Consider the following 14,978-nt stretch of genomic DNA (forward strand, 5'->3'; position numbering starts at 1 on the left):
TCAGAAGTTATAATTGGTCTGTAACCAGAATGTGCGACCCGGCTCATTCACCTTATCAATTTGCTCATACCCTGAAATGCTGGATGCTGAACGACTCAAATGTTCAGCATAGGTCTTATTGAGTATATTATCGACGCCCAGGCTAACCTGCCACTGTGGATCAACTTCCCAGTCAATATTTGCAGAAAGAACACCAAAACCCGCGCTTTTCTCTAAGTCGTAACCAATAACATTCCCTTGGTTTGGTGCAATACGGTCTTGCTCTTTAACTAAACGCCACAACACAGAGTAGGTGAACTCGCCAAGACGATAGTCACTGGCCAGCCGCAGCTCATCAGCCGGCTGTTGGGGCAGGTAGCTGTCGTCCGTTGTATTGGTACCACGAACAATGGCAATGGCGGCGGAGACCGACCAGGGATCGGTTATTTGGTAACGCGAAGTCAACTCGCCACCCCAGCTGCGGGCGTCGATATTGCGCACCATTTCAGGTTGCATCATCATGCCTTTTTCCAGCAGGATAAAATCATCCACTTCGCTGAAAAATAGCGAGCTTTCCAGGGTGAATTTATTGCTCTTCCAGTTCAGTCCGATATCCCACTGTTGGTTGGTTTCAGCGTCCGTATTAAACGCCGACAGAGAGCTTGGTGAGCGGCGATTGTTGCCTATGACTTCCCAGTAGTCTGGGAAACGCTCGGCTTGCCCCCAGCCGGCATACCAGTAGCCGTTGTCGAACTTTCTTTCAACACGCACAAAGGCGCTGTGTAAGTTGTCGCTGCGAGTTTCATTGGCGGTTGGGTTGGGCTGTGCCGGAGAGCCCATGACCATTAACATGTCGCGCTTGTCAGTTATCGACCAATGATCAAGCCTGAAACCTGTCACCACCTTCCAAACAGCGTCAATGGCGTAGTCGTACTCTGCATAAAAGGCGTCCTGGCTGAATGCGGCATCGTCGATGCGAGGTAGGTTTTGATAAGGCATGTTCAGCTGATTGCGGCTAATGCGGTCGCGATGCTCCGATTCGTGATATTCAACACCGACCTTTAGCCCACTACTAGCCGTTAGTGACCATTCAGACGCTATCTTTGTGCCACGTGAATGACGGTCGGGATTACGGGCGGTGGGGTTAGGCATCATCATGGACGGAGTGAAGTCACGTAATGAGTAGTTATCCATAACGTGGTCTATAGAGTTAAAGTAAGTATTTACTGACACTTCTTCTAAATGGCTGCCCTTGGGTTGCCAGTTGTAACCAAGAGACATGCTCTCTCGCTTAAATAACACGCCGTCCATGCTGCGGTCTGCGTAAGCTGCCTCGCCGTCGCTGGCGCCAAACTTAAGCATAAGGCGCTGGTTATCTGAAGGAGTCCAGGCAAGGTCAACGTCACCACTCCAACGTTCATACTGGCTGTTAATTTCACGGTCAGAGCCATCCTGGTAATCATCGGCAGTGGCGGCGGTTGCGTTTAAGCGCACAAACCCCGCCGCAGAGCCCCAGGTCATATCAGCCGAACCGTTAACACGCCCGAAACTGGCAGTGGTAGCGTTCAGAAAACCCGAGAACTCGTGGTCATCAAACCGGGTGATGTCTCTTTCGAAGTGGATAGATGCGGCGGACCCGGCAAACAGAACGGTCTGTGGGCCTTTAACCACAGTCACACTGTCGTAACTCTGTGGGGTAATATAAGCCGTAGGAGGATCCATGCGATTACTACAGCCTCCTAGCAGCATTTGATCATCGGTCACAATAGCCAGGCGACCAGCGCCCATGCCTCTGAACAAAGGGTCTGACGACGCGCCGCCTTTACGGGTTGAGCTGAACCCCGCCAGGCTTTTCAAAAAGTCACCCGCGTCATGAGCTGGTAGTGGCTGGCGCGGCTTTTTGGCGTCAACCACCCATTCACTGGGGGCCTGCATAGACTCGCCAATAATGACAATGCGTTCATCGACAGTGGTTTGCTTAGCCAAAACGGCGGACGGTATTGCTAATGCTAAAACTAACGGAGTAAATGACTTCATACGACACAATCTCTAGAAAGATAATGTCGCTATTATCATGAAATTGAAGGTAAAGAGGGATGCGACAAAAGGTAGCATCCCCAAAGAGATATCACTTAAGAGACGGGCAGAACTTGTTCTTCAGTAACTTCATGAAAGCTTCGGTGTCCGGGTCTTTTATTGAGTAGTAGACGGTTTGAGATTCTTTTCGAATAGTGACCAGCTCTTGCTCCCGAAGCACTGCTAAGTGCTGTGAAAAAGCGGACGCACTTAAATCAAAATGCTGGTGCAACTCACCCACACTTTGTTCTCCTAATGCCAGCCGACATAGGATTTGTAATCGATGAGGGTTGCCCAGCGAGCGCAGAAAGCTTGCTGCGTTCTGCGCTTCATGCTGAAGCATCTCTTGTGATTCAGTTGCACTCATGGGGTCTTTATTTTCCTGCTTTTTCTAACTCGCGCTCAGTTTTGAGTCCGAATATTTTCTTCATAACCATACTTGCCGGGCAGAAGCCGGTAAATGATTGTTGGAATAAGTTAGCACCGACAAACACAGTTAGCCACATCCAATTTGGGTGAACCCAGTAGGTTAAAGCTACGGATAACAATACCATAAAGCCGGCAAATGCGGTTAAAGCTCTTTCTACGCTCATCGTAAAACTCCTTCAGTTTCTCGCATTAAAAGGCGTATCTCATACGCAGATACGCATTGTTATTCTCCGTAAACTGACCGAAAAAGGTATTCGGAGTCTCGCGGAAGAACAGGTTAAAGCCACCGCTGAACGACCAATGGTCGTCAATGCGGTAGTCAAAGGTCGGGCGCAAGTAGCCGTCGTTTTGATTCGGTGACACAAACGCAAACAGCGACAGGTTAAGGTCATCACGCTCATCGCGCCAGGTTAAGCGGGTGGTGAGTACGGTACGTGTTTGGGTATCGCCTTTCTCAATGTAGGCTTGAAAGCCGCCGGTAAATCGTGTCCACAGCTCTTGCTCATAGCCAACCAGTGCGCGCCAGTGGTCTGCTGCGTCGTGACGGTTGTAATTGGCCACCTCGGTGTTAACCAGACCCGGGCCAAAGGTCATTCGCACTGACGCCCCAACCACCGTTAAACGGCCGAAGGTAGGCTGAAAGTTTTCAGTAACGGCTTCGGGGCTTTTGGTGAAGCCGTCGTAACCATAGGCAGCGTACTCCACACCATCGTAATTACGGAACAGGCGCACTGCGAACTCGTCGCGCGTAGGCTCGACAAACTGAATGGATGGATCGTCACCGGTTAATTGCCCGGAGAGCGGATTAAAATAGGAGATACGTTCACCACGAATGTAGTTATCGTGATCAAACTCCGGTGTCCACACAAGGTCGATATTAATCCAGTCGAAATAGCTGGTCACCCGAAGTGCGTCAGAAGGCGCTTTTAAGTACTCCTGGTCACGCCCGACAAAGAAGGACTGCCAGTCTTTCGGGAACAGGTCGTTCAGAAATAGGTAGTCGCCGGTGCCCCAGGTGAGTACCTGACGGCCCACTTTTATGTCAGTGTTATCGAAAACTGTGAACTGGGCATTCAGTTCGCGAATTTGGCCATGCCAGGTTTCATCGAAACCGTCGTACCAGCCGTCGGCTTTTGCGGTCCAGGTAATGTCCTGCCAGCGTTCGTCAAAACCGAGCTGAAGTCGAGGTTCGGCAATAGACAAACGCTTGTGATAGGGGGAGGATTCAAATCGTCCGCCTATTGCCGCCTCAACGAAACCATAGACATTAATACTCTGGTCTTGTTCCGTTCCCCAGTCACTGTCCCATTGCTCGTCGTCCCAGGAGTCTTGCGCTGACGCGGCCTGAGCCAAAGTGAAAAGAACGGTAAAGAGGAAAAAAGCACGATAGATCATAACTAATCTCTCAGTTGCAGCCATTCTGCCGGCGGGTTACGTAAGCTACGCTCGCTGAAAATGCTGTCAGGCAAACCGATGTTGTACTTCATAAAGCGAAACTGCATTTCTGTTTGTCCGCCATTGGTTAAGTCAGACATGCGTGAATGAGTTACGGTTGGGTAGCCCTGGACCGTTTCCACTTTCAGGACTTCCATTTTTCGGTAGGCCTCGCCGCTCTCGTTATAGAAAGTGCTTTCTATCGGCAGCATGTGCTCCTTATCAATGATCACTTCGTAGTAGCTGAACTCGACGTTGCCAGGGTCTTTCGGTGTACCTTTTAATACGTAACTGTCTTCGCTTTCAGACACCAGCTCATAATTATCTAAATCTGTATTGCGGCCGGAAACGTCTTCATAGAAAAAGTGTGACCCGACAAAAGAGGTGCGCTTGTCACCAGCGGATATACGCTTCACTAAGTCGAGATCAGGCAAATACAACCAGCGGTCATCGTCGTCGTTGACCTGTTTGACCACACGGAACACCGTGTCGCGCACGTCAGCAGGGCGTGAGAAAAATATCATCATGTCTTGTACGCCGCCGTCCTGCTGGTCTTTACGCAAAATGGTGAATTGGCGCATTTGTTGGCGGCCCTGATTATCGGTAATGATCATGCGCGCCGCACTGCGACCGTCATCGCCCGAGTAATAGGCGTTTAACTCGGCTTGTTCGACAATGTCACGCGCGCTTTTCTCAGCACCAATGGCCTGGCCGCTAATGATCAGCAACGCAGCCGATACAGCAGTTAAAAATGAAGCTTTCATGATTGACCTCCAGGGAATATTAGGCGGCTAAAGGCAGTCATTACCGCCGGGAGCATAATGAGTGTCACTATGGCGGATATCGCCATAATGCTGGCTAAGAATACGCCTACGGTAATGTAGGGCACTAACGGTGCGAACAGCAGTGGCGTGAAGCCAATAGCAATGACAATGGCATTGCGGGAAATAGCCCGTGCGGGCTCGTCAAACATAACCGCCAGCGTGTCTTGCCAGTTACCGGTTTGCTTGAAGGTAGCGCGGGTGCGTTCAATAAAGTGAATAGCAAAGTCCACCGACAGTCCAAGCGTCAGCGACGACAACACCGCAATGGGCATGTCGTAGTCTTTACCGACCCAGCCAATAAGGCCATAAATAAAGGCAATGGTCAGACTTAGTGGTAGCATAGCCAACACACCGAAGACCACCGAGCGGAACAGCAGTACCATCATAATAAACACCACCACAAAGGCGCTGATTAAGCTATCGAGCATGCCTTCAACCATGGCTTCCTGCCATACCACGTTCAGGTAAGCTTTACCGGCCCAGTCTATTTCAATGTTGGCGGGCAGTGGGTTGTCCTGAATGTAGCTATCGACAGCGTTGACGACTTTAGTTACGTGCTGGTTGTCACCACTGGTCAGCTGCAGCCACATTAAGCTGCGTTTGTAGTCTGGCGTAACAAAATGCCAGAGGTCCTGCGGACGGTGCGATGACTGGTATTGCAACAGGGTTTGCGCAACACCGTTGGCATTGTCCGGCAGCTCGTAGTCTTTCTCTTCGCCCGAGCGTAACTCGCGGTTCACCGTCTTAACCACGTCGGACAAACTGTTTGACTTGCCCACCAAGCCTGTCGTTTGCAGGTAAGCTTGCATCTCGCTCATGTAAGCCAGTAACTCGGGGCTTTGGAACGCCTTGCTGGCGGTATTCAGTTGTTCCAGCTCAGTCATTAAGCGCTCTAATGGCTCTAATTGGTCAGAGCCGACGCTGAAGAGCAAGTCATCAATAGCGATAATCCACTGGTTAAAGTTAACATCGTCTTGCTCCAGCAAGGTATTTAGAGCATCGCGCGACTTTGCTGACAGCGCATCGTTATTCAGCGCCTCCCGAACCGCTGAACGAGCTTTTTCGGTCGCATCAAAGGTATTTTCAAATACCATATACGCATTGTACGTCCCGGCAAAGTGGTCGTTTAATACTTCATCAGCAATACGCACCTCGTGGTCAGGTTTAAACCAACGCACCGGGTTGTCGTTAATGTTAATTTGCTGAATACCGAACCAGGCAAAGGCTAATACGGCCAGGAAAAAGGCTATCCACAGCTTCGCATGACGAGCTGCAACAGCGCCGAGTCTTTGTAACCAACCATCTTTGTGCTCCTCGTGAGTAACTTGAGCAAAGCTTTCCAGGGTTGATGGTTTCAGTGCGCACACATAGGCAGGCACGAAAATCACGGTAATAAAGAACGCCAGAAGAATACCGGAGCCAACGAAAGCACCGAACACTTGTACCGGTGGAATCGGAGTTAGCATTAATGAGTAAAAACCAATGGCTGATGTGACTGACGTAAACAGCATGGGGGTAAATAAGTGCCCCAGCACGTCTTTTATCGTGTCTTTTGCATTGCCTTTTTCACGGTATCGGTCAGAGAACTCTGACATAATATGCACCGAGTCGACCACGGCAATAGGCATCAGGAAAATGGCGATCATCGACGACATAATGTGTACAGTGAAGCCCAACGCAATAAGCGCACCCATGGTAATGAGTACGGTCGACATGGCGACTATCATAGCGGCGCTAATGAAGCGGACATTGCGGAAAAAGACCCAAAGCAACGCGAAAATAACAGCGGCAGCTAATGGTGCGGAAATGCCCATTTGCACAAACATTTCATAGCCGAACTGGTCTTCAGCTACCGGTAAGCCGGTAATGTGCCAGTCGTCGCCGCTCTCTAAGGTACTGATTTTGTCACGCAGTTGCTCCGCCAGCGCATAGCTCTCGTCTTTACTTTCAATAGGCACATAAATAGCGGCGGCTTTGTTATCGCCAGAGACAATGGTGTTATAAAGCAGTGGCAAGTCTTCAACCTGCTGCTGAATGTAGCGAGCTTTCGCGTCATTTTCCGGCGGCTGCTTCATCATCCACTCAAAGCGAATGGTGCCGGGTCCTTCCTGAGTAATATTGTCAACGTTAGCCAGCGACATCAGGTCGTCACTAACCACCCCGTCCAAAGACTCGGCGTAATTCGACACGGTATGCAGGTCGGTTAATGTCTGTTGATTATAAACACTGTTCTCATTCACTACGCCAACGACAATCATGTCATGCATAGCGAAGGTTTCTTTAACCTCATTATGGAAAACCCGCTGCGGATTGTTGTCCGGTAGCATGTTCTCAGGATCGGTATCAATGGTAATTGAGGGGATAAAAGCAGCAACGCCAAGCGTGATCAGCGTCAATAACCAAAACACGCTTCTGCGGTACCCTGTCGCCAATTTCATAATGACATCGATCATATTAATTCCGTATTCACTAATTTAGATAAATACGAAATATAATCGATCTTTTTCATTTTGTCATCTATTTTGGTTAAAAAACTATCAGAGTAATTGCTATGACCACACCTCATATTGCCGCACAGCCAGGTGCTTTTGCTGAATTATGTCTCTTTCCCGGCGACCCGTTACGCGCCAAGCATATTGCCGAAACACACTTCAGTGATGCGGTGCTTGTTAGTGATACCCGCAATATGCTTGCGTTTACCGGTAGTTATCGCGGTGTTCCGGTTTCGGTGATGGGCTCCGGTATGGGCATGCCCTCTTGTATGTTGTACGCGCAGGAGTTGTTTCAGCATTACGGTGTGCAACAGCTGATTCGCGTAGGCAGTTGCGGCTCCGTCGCTCCTCATTTGACGCTCGGAGATATTGTTGTAGCTCAGGGAGCCTGCACGGACTCTGCAATGAACCGACACATGTTTGGTGACTACGATTTTGCACCTATTGCTGACTACAACTTGCTGAGCCGTTTCGTCAATCATTGCGACTTGAGTCATCAGCGTATTGCCGTCGGTAATGTGTTTTCTACTGATAGTTTCTATCATCCTGATAAAAAGCTGAACCAGAAAGCCGAGGCTATGGGTGCATTGGCTCTGGATATGGAAGCTGCCGCGCTTTATGCCGCCGCGGCAGTGCACAAACGCCAGGCGTTGGCTGTTATGACGGTATCTGATGAGTTGCAAACCGGGCGAGGACTGTCGGCTTTGGAGCGCCAAACAACGTTTAAGGATATGACCGAAATGGTCTTAGAAAGCACAGTCATTTACTAAGCTGAATGAATTTATTGACCAAGATCAATAAAGAGCTACCTATTAAGTAATAACCCTATATTTCATGTGACTAATGCCGATGTATAGGCACAATAGCGAGTTTGTCGCTAAATGTATTCGCTTGAAGTGGAGTGGTTATGAAGTGGTTGGATAGGCTGACGCGACCGATTCAAAAGTTGTTTAATGTGCTGAGTTTTCGCCGAAAGTTCAGCCTGATTGGATTTTTGCTATTTTTGCCGGTTATCGTGCTAAGCGCGCTGACCGTAAGTGACTCCCTTGATAAAAGCGATGCGCAGGAACAAAAGCAGCAGGTGGCTATGTACTGGCCTGAGTTTAAAGGCTTGTTCGAACATGTCGCCAAGCACCGGGGTATGACTGGAACGGCAGAGCAGCGCCGTGCTTTTTCGACAGAAATACAGCGTTCAGCACAGCAAGTTGATAAACATTTAAATGCGTTAGCGGACTTAGCCAGCCGCTATGAAAGCTTATCTGAAAACCGAGTTAGTGCGTTTAAACGCAGCTGGCAGCCGTTAAAAGGTTCTACTGGAAAATTCGAGCAGCACTCACAGTTTATTGCTCAGCTGCACCAAGCCTTAAAACAACTCAGCACCGACGCCAAACTGTTATTGGAAGATGACTTGGTCAGCCTGCAACTTGCGCGTTTAAGCACAGAGTCATTACCGCAGCTGGTTGAGCTAAGCGGGCAGTTGCGTGGCCTGGGCGCCCAGTGGTTGAACACTTCTAGTACTGCCTCGCAGCAGCAGGTCATGACCTTAAGCTACGTCCTTGAAAGTGAAGTTGAACAATTCGTTCAGGCGGTTGAAGCGCTTACCGACAATAGTAACGATGAAACCTTAATGAGCCACGCTAAAGCTGCAGAACAGCAACTGTCTATGTTTAGTAGTTCTGCGGCGCAGCATTTAGCGAGTCGGACTATGTCTGCCGATGACTTCTTCCGTGAAGGCTCTGCGGCTATTGGTACGCTACTTGGTTTCTATGATGCCATTATTCCGGTGTATCAACAGCGCTTGGCCGAACGCCTGGATAAACTGGATGGCGTTATCTGGAAAAACATTGTGCTGCTGGCGCTGGTGTTGTTGCTGCAACTGCTGCTATTCACGAGTTTGTATTTAGGCATTTATCGGGCCATAGCGGCTAACATCAACATGGCCAAACAATTGGCCAACGGTGACTTGAATAGCCTGGGCGTTGCCGAGGGTAAAGATGAGCTGTCTAAAATTACCGACTATCTGAATTCCGTTGCCATAGAAACCAGCTACTCGGTTGATGCCATTCGTAAGTCCAGCGACGGTATGGATCACCTGGGTGACGGCAACTACCAGGCGATAAAAGCCCTAGCGGAGCGAGCGAAAGAACAGGCGGCGCAAATGCAAAGCGCGGCGGCAGCGGTAGAGCAAATGACTGCCGCCATTAGCGAAGTGTCCGAGTCGACACAACGAGCGGCCACCGAGGCCGACAATACCATGACCTCTGCGCAAAACGGTCAGCAGGTGGTCAATACTATGGTTGAGGCTATTCAGCGACTTGAGCAGGAAGTGTCTGAGTCTCAGCAGGTCATAAAAACCTTATCGGAAGACAGTCAGGCCATTTCGAAAATTCTTCTGACTATTAACGATATTGCCGACCAGACTAACTTGTTAGCACTGAACGCGGCTATCGAAGCGGCGCGTGCCGGCGAGTCGGGGCGAGGCTTTGCGGTGGTTGCCGATGAAGTTCGTCAGCTGGCGCAACGTGTACAGGCGTCGACCGGTGAAATCCAGAGCGTTATTGGGCGTTTGGAAACAAATACGGAAAATGCCGTTCATACCATGGAGCGGAACAAAGCGTTGGCCGGTGAGAACGTTGAGCACGCGAATAAGGCGTCAATGTCTCTGACCGACATTGTTGAAAACGTGGGTGTGATTAACGACCTGAATACGCAAATTGCCTCTGCGGCAGAAGAGCAGTCAGCAGTGACCATGAACATTCAGGAAAACGTCAACTCGCTGTCAGAAAGCGCGAAAGTTATTGATGAGCGTTCTCAGGAGGCGTTGGAAAGCTCCGCTCAGCTAACCACCCTGGGCGGCGAAATTAAGTCGCTGGGTGACCGGTACTACATTGAAAATGCAGTTATTGAAAAACGCCTACAAGAGCAAGATGTCCTCATCGAATGGTCGTCAAAGCTCGATGTAGGTATTGAAGAGATTAACCGTCAGCATCAACGCTTAATTTATATTGCTAACGAGCTTTACCGATTGAAACTTCGTGACGGCGACCAGCATGCGCTGCAACGCTTGGTAGACTCGTTAATTAACTACACGGCTACGCACTTTAATTACGAAGAGCTGCTCATGGAGCGAAACGGCTACCCGGACTTAGAAAACCACAAAGTGAAGCACAAAGAGTTGGTGCAGGATGTAATGCGCTTTAAACACCGCGTCGATAACCATGAAGACGTGATTGATGAGCTGTTGGACTTTGTGAAAGCGTGGCTAATGAACCATATTATGAAAAGCGATATGGCGTACAAAAGCCACTTAAACGGCAAAGGCATTCACTAACTTTTATAGGAACTTACAGCCCCAGGCTAATTACTGGGGATGCGTTTTTAAAATGCTGGAATGTCGGTTTGAGCCCGACCGAGAATTAATGCGTGAATATCGTGGGTACCTTCGTAGGTATTTACAGCCTCTAAGTTCATGACATGACGAATAACATGATACTCGTCGGCAATACCGTTACCGCCGTGCATGTCGCGAGACTGGCGAGCAATATCCAGTGCTTTACCACAGCTGTTGCGCTTAATCAGTGAAATGGCAGTTGGGTTTAAGGTGCCGTTATCGAGCTCACGGCCGGCTTGCAGACAGCCCAATAGACCTAAGCTAATTTCCGTTTGCATGTCCGCCAGTTTTTTCTGTATTAACTGGTTTGCTGCCAGTGGGCGGCCAAATTGACTGCGTTCTAACGTGTATTGACGTGCAGCGTGCCAGCAGAACTCCGCGGCACCCAGCGAACCCCAGGCAATGCCGTAACGCGCTTTGTTGAGACAGCTAAACGGACCTTTCAAGCCTTTCACTTCCGGGAAAATATGGTCTTCAGAGACTTCAACACCATCCATAACAATTTCGCCGGTGATAGACGCACGTAATGAGAACTTTCCCTCAATTTTAGGAGCGCTCAGACCTTTCATGCCTTTTTCCAGCACAAAACCGCGAATGTCTCCGTCCAGTTTTGCCCACACCACAAATACGTCTGCGATAGGCGAGTTAGTTATCCACATTTTCGAGCCGGACAGCACATAACCGTTGTCGGTGCGCTTAGCGACCGTGCGCATACTGGCAGGGTCAGAGCCCGAGTCAGGCTCGGTCAGACCAAAGCAGCCGACCCATTCGCCGCTGGCCAGCTTCGGCAAATATTTTTTACGCTGTGCTTCAGTACCAAAGGTATAAATAGGGTGCATGACTAGGGAAGACTGCACACTCATGGCACTGCGGTAGCCGCTGTCAACGCGCTCAATTTCGCGGGCAATAAGGCCGTAGCTAACGTGGTTTACACCGCTGCCGCCGTATTCTTCCGGTAACGTCGAGCCCAAAAGACCCATCTCACCCAGCTCGCTCATTATGTCGCGATCAAAATTTTCGTTTCGGTTGGCTTCCAGCACACGCGGCATCAACTTTTCTTGTGCGTACTGATGCGCACTTTCCTGAATCATTTTTTCTTCATCAGTAAGTGCGTTTTGCCAGTTGAGCGGGTCGGACCAGTTAAACCCAGCGGATGACATGTAACCTCCTGCTTAGCGCTTAAGCGACGCGACGCTCCAATGCGCTTAAATCATTAATTGTTAAAATGGACTGTTTGCTTTGAATGAGCTCTTGCTCTTTCAATGCAGTAAATATACGGCTGACTGTTTCAACTGCCAAACCCAGATAGTTGGCAATGTCGGTACGTGTCATGGGCAGTCGGAATTCACTGCGAGACAGACCATGTTGCTGCATGTGCGTGCTTATTGAAAGTAAAAACGACACCACTTTTTGCTCGGCGCTGGTGTTCACGATGTTTAAGTAATGCTTGCTGTTATTACCCAGGCGCCGGCTCATCAGGCGCATCAGGTTGCCTTCCACTTTAGGCAGCTCTTGTGCGAATAGTTTATTTAACTTTATTTCGCAAAGCATAGAGGTTTCCAGTGTTTCGCAATAAGTGCTGGCGTTGCCATTGGCAAGAGACTCAAGCCCGACAATGTCGCCCACCATGTGGAAACTGGTAATTTGCTGCTTGCCATTGCTGTCTATAGTGTAGCACTTCACTGAGCCGCTTTTTATCGCAAAAACCGAGTTCAGTGCTTCGCCTTCGCTAAACACCACGCTGCGCTTATTGTATAAGTGCGGCTCGCGGCTGCTTTTATCGAGAATTTCGACATCGCTGGGAATAAGCCCCGCAGGTACACAAATAGATTGCATGCTGCATTGATTACATTGAATTGGAGTACGCATAGTCATCTCATCGACTGTATTATTGACCTGGCTCACTATACAAAACCCTCCAATTGATTTATGTACCTCTAAAGAGAGGGGGGACGTACCCCTTTTCTTATAAAATATCGACTGCTTCTACCGGGCAAACCGCATAACAGTTAGGCGTGTCGTAATACCCCTCGCACTCAACACACTTATCCTGATTAATTTCGTAAATGTCGTCGCCCATAGCTATCGCTTCTGTTGGGCATTCGGGCTCGCACATATCGCAGTTAATGCAACCGTCGTTTATCTTAATCATGCCGCCTTCCTCGCAAGGTTTTCTTTGACCAAGAAACAGTAGGGGATGTCTTTTTCATCTATGGCGACAGGTGTGTTTAGCACCACTGTGTAGCCAGAGCCGGGCGCGCGAATCATGGCTTCGTCTCGTGTCGAGGTCATATCAGCCAGTTGAAAGCGATGATTACCGTTCGGTGTCATCAGCAGAAGCTCATCGCCAATGGCAAAACCATTTTTTACCGCCACCTGATAGCGCCCGTCGCCGTGCGCATGACAAAGCTGGCCAACTAATAAGTGTTGCCCTTCGCTGTGTGAGCGTTCGTAATTTTGTAAGTCCTGCGGTGTATGGCGCTGCAAAAAGCCCGCCGTGAAACCGCGGTTTGCCATACCTTCTAAGTCGTTGAGCAACGCCGGGTTAAAAGGCTTACCGGCAACCGCATCATCAATGGCCTGACGATACACCTGAGCGGTCCGGGCAATGTAATAGTCGGACTTAGTACGGCCTTCAATTTTCAGCGAATGAACGCCCATTTTCACCAGATCGTTAACGTACTCAACGGCGCGCAAGTCTTTTGAATTCATGATGTAAGAGCCGTGCTGGTCTTCATCGAGCAGCATTAAGTCCTGTGGTTTTTTAGGATCGCCAAGTAGCACTGGGTCGTACTGACCAACGGCATTTTCTTTGGCTTCGTGCACTTCATAACCCCAGCGGCAGGCATTGGTGCAGGCGCCTTGGTTCGGGTCGCGTTTGTTCATATAACCCGACAGTAAGCAGCGGCCGGAATACGCCATACAAAGAGCGCCGTGTACGAACACTTCGACTTCAATGTCGGGCACCTGCTGGCGCATTTCGGCTATTTCTTTCAAACCTAGTTCGCGTGACAGAATGACCCGCTCAATGCCTTGTTTCTGCCAGAACTTTAGCGCCGCCCAGTTAATGGTGTTGGCCTGAACGGACAAGTGCAGCGGCTGCTCGGGGAAGTGCTCCTGCAGCAACATCACCACACCGGGGTCCGATACAATTAACGCATCGGGCTGCATGTCGACAATAGTGCGCATGTGTTCGACAAAGCGCGTTAATTTTGTATTGTGCGGAGCAATGTTTACGACCACATAGAAACGCTTACCCCGTTCGTGGGCTTCTTCAATGCAGTCGCCTAAATTGTCCAGCGTGAAAGAGTTGTTTCGCACACGCAGGCTGTAGCGTGGCTCGCCGGCATAAACGGCATCCGCACCATAGGCAAAGGCCATACGCATAGCTTCAGGGCTACCCGCAGGGCAAAGCAGTTCGGGACGGAAATTAGCGGCTGACGCAGACATAAAACACCTGTATGACCAAATTGGCGGCAAAGGTTAGCAAATTTCACGGGCGCTCAATTTGATATGAATCAAAATCTATGGCTGGGGGAATCAGGGTATTACTTTTTCTTATTGGTCTTGTTGGTTAACCATCCAAACTGCTGCTTCGACACGAGAGCGCAGCCCGAGTTTTTTCAGTAAGTGCTTAACGTGTACCTTTACTGTACCGTCTGAAATATCCAACTCCCGAGCTATCATCTTGTTGCTCATGCCTTGAGCAATCAGGCTTAAAATTTCGTATTCGCGATTAGTCAACGAGCTTAGCGGCGAGTTTACTGATTTTGGCTGTCGTAAAGCGGTGGCTAAAATTTCAGTAATGGCCTCGCTTAGTACCATCTTCCCCGTTACCGCTCGGTGTATTTGTTCAAGTAAGAGCTCTGGCTCCATATCTTTTAACAGGTAGCCGTCGGCGCCATTTGTTATAGCCGCTACTACATCATCGTCCGCATCGCTAACCGTCAGTATAATAATACGAGAACTAACGCCTTTGTCACGTAGCCTTTTGAGCGTTTGAATACCATCCATACCTTGCATGTTTAAATCGAGAACAATCAAGTCAGGGTCATATTCTTCGGCGAGCTTCAATGCATCGAGGCCACTGCTTGCCTCAGCGACAACTTTCATGTCGTCTTCCATCGCAATCAGTTGTTTAAGGCCCTTCCGTAACAGTGGGTGGTCGTCCACCAGCATGATACTCGCGGCTTCGGTTGTCATTATTTTCTCCCTAAATAACAAACTGTTGCTAGTTTGGCATAGGTCGCGTGAAAATTCACTGCAAACAATTCTAATTGTCTATTTTGGTCATCTTTGGAGCAGGGTATATTAGTCTTTTGAACTTATTTTTCGAGATGTCCCCTGAGTATA

The 14,978-nt window shown here is 49.3% G+C and carries 12 protein-coding genes and 1 pseudogene; 2 read left to right on the forward strand and 11 right to left on the reverse strand.

The window, feature by feature from the left end; genetic code table 11:
• The 6 genes from CWI73_RS07350 to CWI73_RS07375 all read right to left on the reverse strand — a co-directional run bounded on the left by CWI73_RS07350 (position 1) and on the right by CWI73_RS07375 (position 7,195).
• Positions 1–2,016 carry a TonB-dependent copper receptor gene (locus tag CWI73_RS07350; protein ID WP_126752180.1) on the reverse strand — a complete coding sequence of 672 codons (2,016 nt, stop codon included), beginning with the start codon at positions 2,014–2,016 and terminating at the stop codon, positions 1–3.
• Between the two features lie 91 nt (positions 2,017–2,107).
• Positions 2,108–2,422, reverse strand: coding sequence for an ArsR/SmtB family transcription factor (locus CWI73_RS07355; RefSeq protein ID WP_126752181.1), 315 nt, complete (start codon positions 2,420–2,422; stop codon positions 2,108–2,110).
• 7 nt (positions 2,423–2,429) lie between these two features.
• Entirely contained in the window at positions 2,430–2,648 is a 219-nt protein-coding gene (locus CWI73_RS07360) for a YgaP family membrane protein (RefSeq protein WP_126752182.1), read from the reverse strand.
• Between the two features lie 25 nt (positions 2,649–2,673).
• The gene (locus tag CWI73_RS07365; RefSeq protein WP_126752183.1) at positions 2,674–3,879 is read right to left on the reverse strand and encodes a hypothetical protein; all 1,206 of its coding nucleotides are present in this window, start codon (positions 3,877–3,879) and stop codon (positions 2,674–2,676) included.
• Positions 3,880–3,881: 2 nt separating this feature from the next.
• On the reverse strand, positions 3,882–4,682 hold the full coding sequence (locus CWI73_RS07370; RefSeq protein WP_126752184.1) for an outer membrane lipoprotein-sorting protein: 801 nt from the start codon (positions 4,680–4,682) through the stop codon (positions 3,882–3,884).
• Positions 4,679–7,195 (reverse strand): efflux RND transporter permease subunit, encoded by a 2,517-nt coding sequence (locus CWI73_RS07375; RefSeq protein ID WP_126752185.1) that lies wholly within the window; start codon positions 7,193–7,195, stop codon positions 4,679–4,681. Before CWI73_RS07375 ends, CWI73_RS07370 begins: the two co-directional genes overlap by 4 nt.
• Before the next feature lie 98 nt (positions 7,196–7,293).
• Here CWI73_RS07375 and deoD point away from each other — a divergent pair, with 98 nt between their 5' ends.
• Together deoD and CWI73_RS07385 are read left to right on the forward strand one after the other, a co-directional pair.
• Entirely contained in the window at positions 7,294–8,004 is a 711-nt protein-coding gene (gene deoD, locus CWI73_RS07380; protein ID WP_126752186.1) for a purine-nucleoside phosphorylase, read from the forward strand.
• A 137-nt stretch (positions 8,005–8,141) separates the two neighbouring features.
• On the forward strand, positions 8,142–10,565 hold the full coding sequence (locus CWI73_RS07385) for a bacteriohemerythrin (RefSeq protein ID WP_126752187.1): 2,424 nt from the start codon (positions 8,142–8,144) through the stop codon (positions 10,563–10,565).
• Between the two features lie 47 nt (positions 10,566–10,612).
• On the opposite strand, the gene CWI73_RS07390 is transcribed toward CWI73_RS07385, so the two are convergent.
• From CWI73_RS07390 to narL, 5 genes and pseudogenes are all read right to left on the reverse strand, one after another.
• Positions 10,613–11,785, reverse strand: coding sequence for an acyl-CoA dehydrogenase (locus CWI73_RS07390; RefSeq protein ID WP_126752188.1), 1,173 nt, complete (start codon positions 11,783–11,785; stop codon positions 10,613–10,615).
• A 19-nt stretch (positions 11,786–11,804) separates the two neighbouring features.
• The gene (locus tag CWI73_RS07395) at positions 11,805–12,494 is read right to left on the reverse strand and encodes a helix-turn-helix domain-containing protein (RefSeq protein WP_241968867.1); all 690 of its coding nucleotides are present in this window, start codon (positions 12,492–12,494) and stop codon (positions 11,805–11,807) included.
• A gap of 106 nt (positions 12,495–12,600) precedes the next feature.
• Positions 12,601–12,777 (reverse strand): annotated as a pseudogene (locus tag CWI73_RS07400) (4Fe-4S dicluster domain-containing protein); the annotation flags it as partial.
• Complete coding sequence (locus CWI73_RS07405; RefSeq protein ID WP_126752189.1) at positions 12,774–14,075, reverse strand: peptidase U32 family protein; 1,302 nt, start codon at positions 14,073–14,075, stop codon at positions 12,774–12,776. The gene CWI73_RS07405 and the pseudogene CWI73_RS07400, both read right to left, overlap by 4 nt.
• A 108-nt stretch (positions 14,076–14,183) precedes the next feature.
• Positions 14,184–14,828 (reverse strand): two-component system response regulator NarL, encoded by a 645-nt coding sequence (gene narL, locus CWI73_RS07410; protein WP_053954291.1) that lies wholly within the window; start codon positions 14,826–14,828, stop codon positions 14,184–14,186.
• Positions 14,829–14,978: the final 150 nt, after the last annotated feature.

Source organism: Idiomarina piscisalsi (assembly GCF_003987095.1).
Lineage (GTDB): Bacteria > Pseudomonadota > Gammaproteobacteria > Enterobacterales > Alteromonadaceae > Idiomarina > Idiomarina piscisalsi.

Coding starts and splice junctions, on each gene's coding strand:
- CWI73_RS07350 (WP_126752180.1), bottom strand. CDS start 2,016: ATGAAGTCATTTACTCCGTTAGTTTTAGCATTAGCAATACCGTCCGCC.
- CWI73_RS07390 (WP_126752188.1), bottom strand. CDS start 11,785: ATGTCATCCGCTGGGTTTAACTGGTCCGACCCGCTCAACTGGCAAAAC.
- CWI73_RS07395 (WP_241968867.1), bottom strand. CDS start 12,494: ATGCGTACTCCAATTCAATGTAATCAATGCAGCATGCAATCTATTTGT.
- CWI73_RS07385 (WP_126752187.1), top strand. CDS start 8,142: ATGAAGTGGTTGGATAGGCTGACGCGACCGATTCAAAAGTTGTTTAAT.
- CWI73_RS07370 (WP_126752184.1), bottom strand. CDS start 4,682: ATGAAAGCTTCATTTTTAACTGCTGTATCGGCTGCGTTGCTGATCATT.
- CWI73_RS07365 (WP_126752183.1), bottom strand. CDS start 3,879: ATGATCTATCGTGCTTTTTTCCTCTTTACCGTTCTTTTCACTTTGGCT.
- CWI73_RS07375 (WP_126752185.1), bottom strand. CDS start 7,195: ATGATCGATGTCATTATGAAATTGGCGACAGGGTACCGCAGAAGCGTG.
- deoD (WP_126752186.1), top strand. CDS start 7,294: ATGACCACACCTCATATTGCCGCACAGCCAGGTGCTTTTGCTGAATTA.
- CWI73_RS07355 (WP_126752181.1), bottom strand. CDS start 2,422: ATGAGTGCAACTGAATCACAAGAGATGCTTCAGCATGAAGCGCAGAAC.
- narL (WP_053954291.1), bottom strand. CDS start 14,828: ATGACAACCGAAGCCGCGAGTATCATGCTGGTGGACGACCACCCACTG.
- CWI73_RS07405 (WP_126752189.1), bottom strand. CDS start 14,075: ATGTCTGCGTCAGCCGCTAATTTCCGTCCCGAACTGCTTTGCCCTGCG.
- CWI73_RS07360 (WP_126752182.1), bottom strand. CDS start 2,648: ATGAGCGTAGAAAGAGCTTTAACCGCATTTGCCGGCTTTATGGTATTG.